Genomic DNA, 12,832 nt, shown 5'->3' on the forward strand with positions numbered 1-12,832 from the left:
CATGTGCGGCATCGCAGGCGCTTACCGGTGGCCGGACGGGAAGGCCGTGGCCGACCGGCTCACCGAAACCCTCGCCCACCGCGGTCCGGACGGAGCGGGCCGGTACAGCCACCCCGCCGGTGACGGTGAAGTGCACCTCGGGCACCGCCGGCTGGCCATCATCGACCTGTCCGAGACCGGCGCCCAGCCGATGGCCTCGGGCGGCCTCGTCCTGACGTACAACGGCGAGCTGTACAACGCGCCCGAGCTGCGTGCCGAGCTGGCAGCCGCCGGGGTGCGCTTTCGCGGCACCTCCGACACCGAGGTGCTGCTGGAGGCGTGGCGGCGCTGGGGCACGGACTGCCTGCCCCGGCTGCGCGGCATGTTCGCGTTCGGGATCTTCGACGAGCGAACCGGTGAGCTGGTGCTCGCCCGCGACCAGCTCGGCATCAAGCCGCTGTTCCTGCTCCGGCGCGGCGAGGGCCTGGTGTTCGCCTCCGAGCTCAAGGCGCTCGCCGCCGTGACCGGCGGGTCGCTGCAGGTGGACCACGCGGCGCTGGTGGCGTCGCTGCTGTACTACTGGGTGCCGGACTCACGGTGCGCGTTCCGCGAAGCGGAGAAGCTGCCGCCGGGGAGCTGGCTCCGGTGCCGGCCGGACGGCCGGGTGGAGCGCGGCCGGTTCTGGCATCTCCGGGATGTGGCCGCCGAGGCCCAGGAGCGGGCCCGGGCCGGCGAGCAGCCGGATGTCGCCGCCGTCGTCGAGGAGTCGACCCGGCGCCACCTGCTCTCCGACGTGCCCGTGGCGGCCTTCCTCTCCGGCGGGCTGGACTCCAGCTATCTGACCGCGCTGGCGGCCCGCGACCGGCCCGGGATCTCCGCCTACACGATCGGGTTCCGCGCCGAGGACGCCAGGTTCGAGGCGATGCCGGACGACCTGCGCCATGCCCGGCGGGTGGCCGAGCGGTTCGGCGTCGACCTGCACGAGATCGAGATCGCTCCGAACGTGCTCGACCTGCTGCCGCGGATGACGTACCACCTGGACGAGCCGATCGGCGACCCCGCCGCGATCAACACGTTCCTGATCTGCTCGGCCGCCCGGGAGGCCGGGGTCAAGGTGATGCTCTCGGGGATGGGTGCCGACGAGCTGTTCGCCGGTTACCGCAAGCACCTGGCCAACCTGATCGCGCTGCGCTACCAGCGCGTCCCGCGGCCCCTGCGGCGCGGCCTGTCCAGGGCCGTGGACCGGCTGCCGGTGGCCACGGCCCGCCGGGGCTACCGGTCGGTGCGCTTCGCGAAGCGGTTCCTGTCGTTCGCCGATCTGCCGGAGGAGACCGCGTTCCGGCGCAGCTACACCATGTACGACCGGGACGAGCTGCTCGCCCTCGTCGATCCTGACCTGGCCCCGGCGGTCGAGGACGTGCTGACCGAGCATGCGGACATCTACCAGGACAACGACCTCGACGACTTCGTCAACCGCATGTGCCTGGGCGACGCCCGGATGTTCCTGCCGGGCCTGAACCTCACGTACACGGACCGGTCGAGCATGGCCGCGTCGACCGAGGTGCGGGTGCCGTACGTGGACGTCGAGGTGGTCAAGGCGGCGTTCGCCGTGCCGGGCGATCGCAAGATCGTCGGGCGGCAGGGCAAGGCCGTCCTCAAGGAGGCGGCCGCCACGGTCCTGCCCCGGGAGATCGTGTACCGGCCCAAGGGCCTGTTCAGCGCCCCGCTGCGCGCCTGGATGAGCCGGGATCTGGCACCGCTGGTGCGCGAGGTCGTGCACGACGGCGTGCTCGTCGGTTCGGGGATCCTGCGCCGCGACGCGCTGACGCGCATGGTCGCCGAGGACGCCGCCGGGCAGCGGGACTTCTCCAAGCATCTGTGGCATGTGCTGACCCTCGAGTACTGGTATCGCGGTTCGGCCTCCGGGTCCGGCCGGAACGCTCCCTGACGGCGTAGAGACAAGAGGACTTCGGGTGAAACAGGTCGTGCAGAACTACAAGAGCGGCGAGCTGGCGCTGCTCGACGTGCCGGTGCCGAGGTGCAAGCCGGGCGGTGTGCTGGTCCGGAGCGCCTACTCGCTGATATCCACCGGGACCGAGCTCATGAAGGTGTCCGAGGCCGGCATGTCGATGCTGGGCAAGGCCCGCTCCCGGCCGGACCAGGTGGCCAAGGTCGTGCAGAGCGTGGCCACCAACGGGGTGCCCGCCACCTACCGCAAGGTGATGGGCAAGCTGGACTCCTACACGCCGCTGGGCTACTCGCTGTGCGGGACCGTCGAGCAGGTCGGCGCCGGCATCGACGACGTGGCGGTCGGTGACCTCGTGGCCTGCGCCGGCAACGAGCACGCGCTGCACGCCGAGTTGAACTGGGTGCCGAGGAACCTCTACGCCCCGGTGCCGGACGGTCTCGCCCCGCGGCACGCGGCCTTCGGCACCGTCGGGTCGATCGCGTTGCAGGGCGTCCGTCAGGGCGAGTCGCGGCTCGGCGAAGTGGCGCTGGTCATCGGCCTCGGGTTGATCGGGCAGCTGGTGGTGCAGCTCCTCGCCGCCTCGGGAGTTCGCGTCGTCGGGGTCGACCCCGACCCGGTGCGCTGCGAGCTGGCCGCGCGTCTGGGCGCCGCCGCCTGCGGCGATCCCGCCTCCGCGACCGTGGAATCCACGGTCGCCGAACTGACCGGCGGTCACGGCGTGGACCAGGTGTATCTGGCGGCCGGCGGCGGCAGCAACCAGCCGGTGGAACTGGCCGCGCGGCTGAGCCGGGACCGTGGCCGGGTCGTCGACATCGGCAAGTGCCGTCTGGACCTGCCGTGGAACGCGTACTACGAGAAGGAGCTCGACGTCCGCTTCTCGCGCAGTTACGGCCCCGGGCGCTACGACCCGGAGTACGAGCTCGAGGGGCGGGACTACCCGATCGGCTACGTGCGCTGGACCGAGCGCCGCAATCTGGCCTGCTTCCTCGATCTCGTCGCCCGCGGCAGCGTCGACGTGGAGCCCCTGGTCTCCCACGTCGCGGACTTCGGCGACGCCGTCGAGACGTACCGGAGCCTGAAGGACGGCGGCCTGAAGGACGGCGGCCTGAAGGACGGCGGCCTGAAGGCCGTGGCCGTACTGTTCCGGTACCCCGGGCACGCTGCCGAGGCGCAGGCCCCGGCGGTGGCCGTGCCCGCGGTGAAGCGGCCCGGCGGCGGAACGACCGCCGCGGGCCGGACCGCCGGAAGGCCGGTGCGGCTGGCCTTCGTCGGCGCGGGAAACTACGCGACGTCGATGCTGCTGCCCCACCTGGCGCGGCGTGACGGCGTCGAGCTGTCGACGGTCGTCACCACGACGGCGCTGTCCGCGGCCAACGCGCAGCGGAAGTTCGGGTTCGCCGAGGCGACCACCGACCTCGACGCCGTGCTCGGCGACAAGTCCGTCGACGCGGTGTTCGTGGTCACCCGGCACAGCTCGCACGCCGAACTGACCCGACAGGCGCTGCTGGCCGGCAAGACGGTGTTCGTGGAGAAGCCGTTGGCGCTCACCGAGGACGAACTGGCCGGCGTGCTCGCGGCGGTGGAGGAGTCCGGCAACGACCGGCTGCAGGTGGGCTTCAACCGCCGATTCGCGCCGCTGCTGCAGGAGGCCAAGAGGCGGTTCGGCGCCAGGACCGGCCCGGCGAGCCTGCGCTACCTGGTCAACGCGGGCCGGCTGGCGCACGGCAGCTGGTACCTCCAGCAGGGCACCGAGGGCTCGCGGTTCGCCGGCGAGGGCGGACACTTCATCGACACGGCGAGCTGGCTGCTCGACGCCGATCCGGTCTCGGCGTACGCGGTCGCCACCTCCGGCAACGAGGATCTGCAGGTCGTCCTGAGCTACCCGGACGGGTCCACCGCCACCATCAGCTATGTCACCACCGGCGCGCCCGGCTTCCCCAAGGAGACGCTGGACCTGGTCGCGGACGGCAAGGTGCTGCGGCTCGACGACTTCGTCCGTGCCTCCGTTCACGATGGCCGCCGCAAGCGGTGGATCAGTTCGCGGCTGCCCAAGGCCCGGGACAAGGGCCAGTCCGCCGAACTGGCCGCTTTCGTCAAGGCCGTGCGGACCGGCGGTCCGATGCCGGTGCCGCTGGAGTCGCTGGTCTCCACCACGGCGGCCACCCTCGCCGTGCAGGCCGGCCTGGCCGGCGGGGCGCCGGTGACGTTGGCGAGGACCCGATGACCATGAGCGCGGGCTGGTACCTGCGGCGGCTGTCCCGGATGGGACCGCGGGAGATCGGCGGCCGGGCGGGCGACGCGGTGCGCAGGCGCCGGTGGCGGTCGGCCCGGCCCGACCGCCCGAGCGTGACCGGCGCCCGGTTCACGGCGACACTGCCCGCGGGGACGGTCGACGGGGTGCCACCGGACGCCGCGAAACGTCTCGTCGCCGAGGCGGACCGGCTGATGGCCGGACACGTCGAGTACTTCGGGGTGGTCCGCGACGACCTGGCCGACCCTGACTGGTGGTACGACCCGAAGACCGGGCGCCGGGCTCCGTGGGGCTACGCCTTCGACGTGCCCTACCGGAACGAGGACGCGGTCGGGGACATCAAGCAGATCTGGGAACTGTCCCGGCACCAGTACCTCACCGTGCTCGCCGCGGCCTACGCGATCACCGGGGACGAGCGGTACGCCGAGCGGGTCGCCGCGCACCTGCGGTCGTGGTGGGCGGCCAACGCGCCCCTGTGCGGAGTGCACTGGACCAGCGGCATCGAGTTGGGGATCCGGCTGCTGTCCTGGGTGTGGATACGCCGGCTGCTCGACGGCTGGCCGGGCGCGGCGGGGCTGTTCGAGGACAACCCGGTGGCGCTCCACCAGATCTGGCACCACCAGCGCTGGCTGGCGGCCTTCCCCAGCCGGGGGTCTTCGGCGAACAACCACGTCATCGCCGAGGCCGCCGGGCAGTTGGCCGCGGCCTGCGCGTTCGGGTGGTTCCCCTCCTCGGCGCGTTGGCGGGCCGACGCGCTGCGGTCGCTGGAGCGGCATCTGCGCGGCAACACCTTCGGCTCCGGCCTCAACCGCGAGCTGGCCACCGAGTATCACGGACTGGTGCTGGAGCTCGGCCTGGCCGCGGTGGCCGAGGCGGATGCCGCCGGTGTGCCGGTCCCCGCGACGGCCCGGCTGGTGCTGCTGCGGATGACCGACGCGCTCGCGGCCGTCGTGGACAGCCGGCTGCGGCCGCCGCGCCAGGGGGACGCGGACGACGGGCACGGTCTGGTCGTGGACGGCGCGGGCACCGACCGCTGGGGTTCGCTGCTGGCCACCGGGGACGCCGTGTTCGGCCGGCTCGCCTGGTGGCCGGCGGTGACCGGCACCGATGTGCGCACCCCGCTGCTGGCCGCGCTCATCCGGACGGGCGCTGCCCCGGCCGTGTCCCGCCCGGCGGCCCGGCCGGCCCATTTCGCCGACGCGGGGATGACCATCCTGCGTGGTCCCGGGGAGATCTGGTGCCGCTGCGACGGCGGTCCGCACGGATTCCTCTCCATCGCCGCGCATGCGCACGCCGACGCGCTGTCCGTGGAGGTCCGGCACGACGGGGTCGACGTGCTCGCCGACCCGGGGACGTTCTGCTACCACGGGCAGCCCGAATGGCGGCAGTACTTCCGGTCGACGCTCGGCCACAACACCCTGCGGCTGGGCGACGGTGACCAGTCCCTCTCCGGCGGGCCGTTCCTGTGGATTCGGCACGCCCGCAGCCGCGTGCTGGTCGCGGACACCTCCGACCGGGGCGTCGCCCGCTGGTGCGCCGAGCACGACGGCTACCGGCGCTCCGTGCACCGCCGCCGGGTGGAGCTGACGGCAGCCGGCCGGGAGCTGAGGGTGGTCGACGAGGTGCGCGGCCCCAGCCGGGCCGTGCACCTGGCGTTCCACCTCGGTCCGTCGATCGCCGCGGACCTGGTGGGGAACCGGGCCCAGCTCACCTGGACGCGGAACGGCGAGGACCGCTCCGCGCGGCTCGACCTGCCCGGGCAGCTGAGCTGGCGGGCGCATCGCGGCGAGAGCGACCCGCCCCTGGGCTGGTACTCCGCCGGCTTCGGGCGCAAGGAACCCGCCACAACGCTGGTCGGGACCGGCGTCACCGATGGCAGGCGGGGGTTCACCACCGTACTCACGTTCCACGGCTAGGGAGGAAGGACGCTTGGGGATCAAGTGGCGGCGCTGGGCGTCACCGGCGGCACTGCTGGCACTCGCCCTGTCGACGGCGACCGGCTGCGAGAGCACGCCGGCCCCGGGGCCGAAGCCGACCGCCGCGCGGTCCACGCCCGTGGCCCGGGTGTGCGCCGAGCCCGGGTCCGGGCCGGCCGAGGCGCCTGCGGGCGCGGTGACGGTCGATCCCGCGGTGACCGGTGACCTGGCCGCGAAGACCAGGAACAGCCCACCGAACACCACGTTCTGGCTCCGACCGGGCAGGCACCGGCTCGAAGCGGACCGCTACGCCCAGGTCGTCCCCAAGAAGGGGGATGTCTACCTCGGTGCGCCGGGTGCCGTGCTCGACGGCCGCAGGACCAACCAGTACGCGTTCGGGGGCACCGCCCCCGACGTCTCCATCCGCTACCTGACCGTGCAGGGTTTCGTCGCCCCGCGCGACGAGGGCGTGGTCAACCACGACTCGGCCGACGGGTGGTCGATCGAGCACACGACGATCCGGAACAACTCGGGTGCCGGGCTGATGGCCGGTGCGCGCCAGCGGATCCGCGCCGACTGCCTGCGCGACAACGGTCAGTACGGCGTGAACGCGTACAAGGCCACCGGCCGTATCAGCGGTCTGGTGCTCGAGGGCAACGAGATCGTGGGCAACAACACGGACGACTGGGAACGGCGGCGGCCGGGCTGCGGCTGCACCGGTGGCGTCAAGTTCTGGGCCGTCGACGGCGCCGACGTACGCGGCAACTGGGTGCACGACAACCGTGGAACCGGGTTGTGGGCGGACACCGACAACAATGACTTCCTCATCGAGGACAACGTGCTCGAGGCGAACGACGGCGCCGCGCTGATCTACGAGACCAGCTACAACGCGATCATCCGCAGGAACACGATCCGGCGGAACAACTGGGTCGAGGGCCGCAGGTACGCCGACCGCGGCGACAGCTTCCCGTTCGCGACCGTCTATCTGTCCGAGTCCGGCGGCGAACCACGGGTACGGGCCCGCACGGACGAGATCGGGATCTACGGGAACCTGCTGGAGAACAACTGGTCCGGGATCACCCTGTGGGAGAACGCCGACCGGTTCTGCAACAGTCCTGCCAACACCTCGTCCGGTGACTGCACGTTGCTGGTGAAGAAGGCGGACCGCTGCGCACAGCCGGCGATCGCCGACGCACCGCTCTACGCCGACTGCCGCTGGAAGACCCAGCGGGTGGACATCCACGACAACCGCTTCGTGCTGGACAAGTCCGTCGTCGACTGCACGGTGAAGTGCGACCGCATGGCGGTGCTGGCCAACTACGGCACCTACCCGGACTGGTCGCCGTACCAGGGCGACCGGGTGGCCGAGGCGATCACCCTCAAGCAGCACAACCGCTGGCACGACAACGTCTACGTCGGACCGTGGAGATTCGTCGCCCACGACCCGAGCCGGATACTCGACCCCGGGCAGTGGCAGGCCGTGCCGTACCGGCAGGACGCGGGCAGCACCTTCCGCGCCCAGGACGGTGGTTGAGATGAGCGCGGACCACACGCCGAAGATCGTCGGGACCGTCTGGGGGCTGCTGGTCCTCAACACCCTCGGCTCCGCCGGGGCGAAGACCATCGTCCCGCTGCCCCGCTCCCTCATCCAGATGGTCACCATGGGCGCGCTGGCCACCGCGTTCGCGCTGGCCCTGGCGGTCAACCCACGCCTGCGCATCCGGTCCAGCGCCTTCCTGCTCCTGCTGACCCTGCTGCTGGTGTCGAGCGTGATCTCCAGCGTGCACCTGGAATCCGGGTTCGGCGCGCTGTTCCGCTGCTTCCGGCTGGCTCTCTTCGTCGGCACGCTGTGGCTGCTCAGCCGCTGGTGGGACGGCGGCCCGACGTTCGTCCGGCACCACATCCGGATGTACCTGGCGGTGCTCGGGACGGTGGCCGCCGGCCTGGTCGCCTCACCGGGCGCGGCCCTGCCCGACCTCTACGGCGGGCGCCTGGTCGGGGCGTTGTGGCCGCTCACCCCGCCGCAGATCGGACAGTACGCCGCGGTGATCACCGGGCTCACCGTGCTGCTCCTCGTGGGCCGCCGGACCGACAGGGCCGGCGCGGCCGTGGTCATCGTGCCGTCGCTCGTCCTGCTCGCCCTGACCCATACGCGCACGGCCACGCTCGGCCTGCTCATCGGGCTGGCACTGGCGATCGGCTCGCTCGTCCTGACCAGCGCGGCCGCCCGCCGGTTCTTCACCTGGGCGGTGGTGATCGGCGCGGTGGCCGCGGTGGGGTTCGCCTCCGCACTGCAGACGTGGTTCCTGCGCGGACAGAGCCAGGAGAACTTCTCCACTCTCACCGGCAGGGCCAAGGTCTGGCACGCCCTGCTGGCAGCGCCCCGGACGACCACGGAGCACCTGTTCGGCGCGGGCCTGGGCGACAAGTCGTTCGACGGGCTGCCGATCGACAACAGCTGGCTGGCCGTCTACAACGAGCAGGGTGTGATCGGCGTCGCGGTGGTGGCCGCGTTCGTCGTCGTGCTGGGCGCCGTCGCGTTGCTGCGGCCACCGTCGCTGTCGAGGGCCTGCGCGATCTTCCTGATCAGCTACTGCGCGATCGCGTCGTACACCGAGGCCGGGCTGGGCGACGCCTCGCCGTACCTGCTGCATCTGACCGTGGCCGCCTCGCTGCTGGCGGCACCCGCCGCGGCCGCTCCCCTCTCGGCGCCCGAAGTCCCTCGACGACGCGTCCCGCGATGGGCCAGGAGATCGGAGGTGATCTGAGCATGCACGTCCTCGTGGTGCACAACCGCTACGCCTCGGCGCAGCCGAGCGGGGAGAACAAGGTCGTCGACCAGGAGGTGGCGTTGCTGCGTGAGGCCGGCCACCGGGTCGAGGTGTTCGAGCGGCGCAGCGACGACATCGCCGGCCGGTCCCTGGCGGCCAAGGCCGCGCTGCCGTTGCTGGTGCCGTGGAACCCGGCGGTCCGCGCAGAGCTCGCCGCCCGGCTCCGCAGCGAGCGGCCGGAGGTGGTGCACGTCCACAACGTCTTCCCGCTCCTGTCGCCGGCGGTGCTGGCCGCCTGTGCCGACGCGGGCGTCCCCGCCGTCGCCACCCTGCACAACTACACCCAGATCTGCCCGCCCGGCACGCTGCAGCGAGACGGCCGGCCGTGCGCCGAGTGCGTCGGGGCGACGCCGCTGCCCGCCGTCCGGCACGGCTGCTACCGCAACTCCCGGCTGGCGACGGTGCCGCTCGCGGTCAGCATGTCGGTCAACCGGCGGCGGTGGTGGACCGGCGTGGAGCGGTTCTTCTGCATCTCCGCGGCGCAGCGCGACGTCCTGGTGGGGGCCGGCATGCCGGCCGAGCGCCTGGGGGTGAAGCACAACTTCGTGCCCGAACCGGGCGTCCTGCGGGCGGGCCCCGGCGAGCATCTGCTCTATCTCGGCCGGCTCGCGGAGGCCAAGGGCGTGCGGCTGCTCATGGCCGCGTGGGACGAGATCGCGGCCGGCGGCGGTGTGGGCGTGCCGCTCGTGGTCGCGGGCACGGGGCCGCTGGAGCGGGAGGTGGCCGCCTGGGCGGCGGGCCGGGACGACGTGCGGTACGCCGGCCTGTACGACACGGCGGAGTGCCGGCAGGCCGTCGCGCGCTCGGTCGCCGTGGTGGCTCCCTCCACCTGGCTGGAGGCGTTCGGCCTGGTGGTCGTGGAGGCGATGGCGGCGGGGGTGCCGACGGTCGCCGCCGGTCACGGCGCCTTCGTCGAACTCGTCGAGGACGGGGTGACCGGGCTGCTGCACCGGCCGGGAGAGCCCGGCTCGCTCGTGTCCTGCCTACGCCGGATCGCGGCTGATCCGGACCGCAACCGGGACATGGGCCGGGCAGCCCGGCGCCGGTACGAACAGGGCTTCAGCCCGGCCGTCGGGCTGGAGCGCCTGCTGGAGGGGTACCGCACCGCGATCGCGGGGCGGTCGGCACTGGCTCGTGGCGGGGACATCCGCGCGGGCAGGGGGGATGGGGACAGCGGATGACACGATGCCGACTCTGCGGCTCGGAAGCGATGGCGAGCGTCGTCGACCTCGGGGCGACGCCGCCGTGCGAGAGCTTTCTCGCCGCGGACCAACTGGATCGACCGGAGCCGGCGTACCCGCTGCACCTGCGGGTCTGCACCAACTGCTGGCTCGCACAGATCCCGCCGCTCATCACGCCGGAGGAGACGTTCAGCGAGTACGCCTACTTCTCCTCCTTCTCGACCTCCTGGGTGGAGCACGCGCGTACGTTCGTCGGCGACGCCGTGCAGAAGGCGGGTCTCGGCCCCGACGCCTTCGTGGTCGAGGTCGCGAGCAACGACGGGTATCTGCTGAGGCACGTGGTCGACCGCGGGATCCGCTGCCTCGGCATCGAGCCCTCGGTGAACGTCGGTGCGGCGGCGCGGGAGGCGGGCGTGCCCACGCTCACGGAGTTCCTGGACCCGGACACCGGCGCCGCCGTCCGCGCCGAACACGGTCCGGCGGACCTGGTCGTGGCCAACAACGTGTACGCGCACATCCCCGACGTGGTCGGCTTCACCCGGGGGCTGCGCGCCCTGGTCGCCGACGACGGCTGGGTCTCCATCGAGGTGCAGCACCTGTTGTCCCTGATCGAGGAGAACCAGTACGACACGATCTACCACGAGCACTTCCAGTACTACACGGTCGCCTCCGCGATCCGGGCGCTGGCGAGCGGCGGACTCGCGCTCGTGGACGTCGAGTTGCTGCCCACGCACGGCGGCTCCGTCCGGCTGTGGGCCAGGCCGGCCGAGGTGGCCGGCGAGCCGAGCGGGCAGGTGGCCCGGGTGCTGGACCGGGAGAAGGCCGCCGGGCTGCAGGAGCTGTCCGGGTACACCGAGTTCTCCGCGCGGGTGGCCAAGGTGCGCCGGGACCTGCTGCGCTTCCTCATCGAGGCGGCCGAGCGCGGCGAGACGGTCGTCGGCTACGGCGCCCCGGGCAAGGGCAACACCCTGCTCAACCACTGCGGCATCCGGCCGGACCTGCTGCCCTACACGGTCGACCGCAACCCCTACAAACACGGCAGGTTCACCCCGGGCACCCGCATCCCGATCCTGCCGCCCGAGCGGATAGCCGCCGACAGACCGGACTACGTCCTCGTCCTGCCGTGGAACCTGCGGGCCGAGCTGGTCGAGCAGCTGTCCTTCGTGCACGACTGGGGCGGCCGGCTGGTCTTTCCCATTCCGGAACTGAGCATTGTCGAGGTCAAGGCATGAAGGTCGTACTGTTCTGCGGCGGCTACGGGATGCGGATGCGCAACGGAAGCTCCGACGACGTGCCCAAGCCGATGGCGATGGTGGGCCCGCGGCCGCTGATCTGGCACGTCATGCGCTACTACGCGCACTTCGGGCACACGGAGTTCATCCTGTGCCTCGGGTACGGGTCCCACCACATCAAGGACTTCTTCCTCAACTACGAGGAGACGACGTCCAACGACTTCGTGCTGCGGGGCGGGCGGACCGAGCTGCTGTCCACCGACATCGCCTCCTGGACGATCACGTTCGTGCAGACCGGCATCGAGTCACCGATCGGGGAGCGGCTGCGCCGGGTGCGCCACCATCTGGACGGCGACGAGATGTTCCTCGCCAACTACGCCGACGTGCTCACCGATGCGCCGCTGCCGGAGATGATCGACAACTTCGCCCGGCGTGACGCCGGCGCGTCGATGATGGTGGTGCCGCCGCAGTCCTCGTTCCACTGCGTGGAACTGGGCGAGGACGGCCTGGTGGGGGGCATCGCCGCGGTGAGTGAACTGCCGCTGTGGGAGAACGGCGGCTACTTCGTGCTCCGCCAGGAGGTCTTCGACCACATCCCGGAGAACGGGGACCTGGTCGCCGACGGTTGCGCCGAGCTGGCGAAGCGCGGTCGGCTGGTGGCGCACCAGCACCGCGGCTTCTGGAAACCGACCGACACCGTGAAGGAGCGGGCCGCGCTCGACGACGCGTACGCCCGGGGCGATCGCCCGTGGGCCGTGTGGGAACACGGCGGCGCGGAGGCGGGCGTGCCCAGAAGCCGGTCCACCGCCGGGGCGGGGACCGCGTGATCCGGCTCGGGGCCCGGCACCTGGACCGGATCGTCGCGGTGGGCGCGCACTGCGACGACATCGCCATCGGTGCCGGCGGCACGCTGCTGACGCTGTGCCTCGCGCGTCCGGGCATCCGCGTCGACGTCATGGTGCTCTCCGGCGGTGGCGGCGAGCGTGAGCAGGAGGAGCGGGCCGCGCTCGCCGCCTTCTGCCCGGGCGCCGACCTGCGGCTGACCGTGCACAAGCTGCCGGACGGACGGCTGCCCGCGCACTGGGACGAGGCCAAGGCCGCGGTCGAGGAGCTGCGCGCGGGCACGGAGCCGGATCTCGTGCTGGCCCCGCGCACCGACGACGCGCACCAGGATCACCGCGGTCTGGCGAAGCTGATGACCACCGCGTTCCGCGACCACCTCGTGCTCGGCTACGAGATCGTCAAGTGGGACGGCGATCTCGGCCGTCCGGCGGCCTACCACCCGCTGTCGCCGGAGATCGCCGAGCGGAAGGTGCGGCTGCTGCAGGAGCACTACCCCTCGCAGCGGCAGCGGTCCTGGTACGACCGGGAAGCCTTCCTCGGGCTGGCGCGGATCCGCGGCATCGAAAGCAACACGCGCTACGCCGAGGCGTTCGCCGTCACCAAACTCACGCTCGATCTGGGGGATTGAAC

9 protein-coding genes are annotated in these 12,832 nt (G+C 72.2%); all 9 read left to right on the forward strand.

Features of this window, described 5'->3' with window-relative positions:
- Nucleotide 1 precedes the first annotated feature (1 nt).
- From asnB to ACFYMU_RS16275, 9 genes are read left to right on the forward strand one after another with little or no spacing between them, the layout of a single operon-like run.
- A complete protein-coding gene (asnB, locus tag ACFYMU_RS16235) occupies nucleotides 2-1,927 on the forward strand; it encodes an asparagine synthase (glutamine-hydrolyzing) (protein WP_388373237.1) in 1,926 nt (641 codons plus the stop codon).
- Between the two features lie 25 nt (nucleotides 1,928-1,952).
- Entirely contained in the window at nucleotides 1,953-4,172 is a 2,220-nt protein-coding gene (locus ACFYMU_RS16240) for a bi-domain-containing oxidoreductase (protein ID WP_388373239.1), read from the forward strand.
- On the forward strand, nucleotides 4,169-6,115 hold the full coding sequence (locus tag ACFYMU_RS16245) for an alginate lyase family protein (protein ID WP_388373241.1): 1,947 nt from the start codon (nucleotides 4,169-4,171) through the stop codon (nucleotides 6,113-6,115). Before ACFYMU_RS16240 ends, ACFYMU_RS16245 begins: the two co-directional genes overlap by 4 nt.
- A 13-nt stretch (nucleotides 6,116-6,128) precedes the next feature.
- Nucleotides 6,129-7,649 carry a right-handed parallel beta-helix repeat-containing protein gene (locus tag ACFYMU_RS16250; protein WP_388373243.1) on the forward strand — a complete coding sequence of 507 codons (1,521 nt, stop codon included), beginning with the start codon at nucleotides 6,129-6,131 and terminating at the stop codon, nucleotides 7,647-7,649.
- Between the two features lies 1 nt (nucleotide 7,650).
- Entirely contained in the window at nucleotides 7,651-8,883 is a 1,233-nt protein-coding gene (locus tag ACFYMU_RS16255; protein ID WP_388373245.1) for an O-antigen ligase domain-containing protein, read from the forward strand.
- A 2-nt stretch (nucleotides 8,884-8,885) separates the two neighbouring features.
- Nucleotides 8,886-10,127: a glycosyltransferase gene (locus ACFYMU_RS16260; RefSeq protein ID WP_388373247.1), complete on the forward strand. Its 1,242-nt coding sequence runs from the start codon at nucleotides 8,886-8,888 to the stop codon at nucleotides 10,125-10,127.
- Entirely contained in the window at nucleotides 10,124-11,359 is a 1,236-nt protein-coding gene (locus tag ACFYMU_RS16265; protein ID WP_388373249.1) for a class I SAM-dependent methyltransferase, read from the forward strand. The genes ACFYMU_RS16260 and ACFYMU_RS16265 overlap by 4 nt, the downstream gene beginning before the upstream one ends.
- Nucleotides 11,356-12,186, forward strand: a complete 831-nt coding sequence (locus ACFYMU_RS16270) for a glucose-1-phosphate cytidylyltransferase (protein ID WP_388373251.1) — start codon at nucleotides 11,356-11,358, stop codon at nucleotides 12,184-12,186. Before ACFYMU_RS16265 ends, ACFYMU_RS16270 begins: the two co-directional genes overlap by 4 nt.
- The gene (locus ACFYMU_RS16275; protein ID WP_388373253.1) at nucleotides 12,183-12,830 is read left to right on the forward strand and encodes a PIG-L deacetylase family protein; all 648 of its coding nucleotides are present in this window, start codon (nucleotides 12,183-12,185) and stop codon (nucleotides 12,828-12,830) included. Before ACFYMU_RS16270 ends, ACFYMU_RS16275 begins: the two co-directional genes overlap by 4 nt.
- Nucleotides 12,831-12,832: the final 2 nt, after the last annotated feature.

The sequence above is a fragment of the Streptomyces sp. NPDC007264 genome (genome assembly GCF_042869095.1).
In the GTDB taxonomy this organism is placed as follows: domain Bacteria; phylum Actinomycetota; class Actinomycetes; order Streptomycetales; family Streptomycetaceae; genus Streptomyces.

Excerpts from the sequence above, each read along its gene's own strand:
- ACFYMU_RS16265 (WP_388373249.1), top strand. The coding sequence starts at position 10,124 with ATGACACGATGCCGACTCTGCGGCTCGGAAGCGATGGCGAGCGTCGTC.
- ACFYMU_RS16255 (WP_388373245.1), top strand. The coding sequence starts at position 7,651 with ATGAGCGCGGACCACACGCCGAAGATCGTCGGGACCGTCTGGGGGCTG.
- ACFYMU_RS16245 (WP_388373241.1), top strand. The coding sequence starts at position 4,169 with ATGACCATGAGCGCGGGCTGGTACCTGCGGCGGCTGTCCCGGATGGGA.
- ACFYMU_RS16270 (WP_388373251.1), top strand. The coding sequence starts at position 11,356 with ATGAAGGTCGTACTGTTCTGCGGCGGCTACGGGATGCGGATGCGCAAC.
- asnB (WP_388373237.1), top strand. The coding sequence starts at position 2 with ATGTGCGGCATCGCAGGCGCTTACCGGTGGCCGGACGGGAAGGCCGTG.
- ACFYMU_RS16260 (WP_388373247.1), top strand. The coding sequence starts at position 8,886 with ATGCACGTCCTCGTGGTGCACAACCGCTACGCCTCGGCGCAGCCGAGC.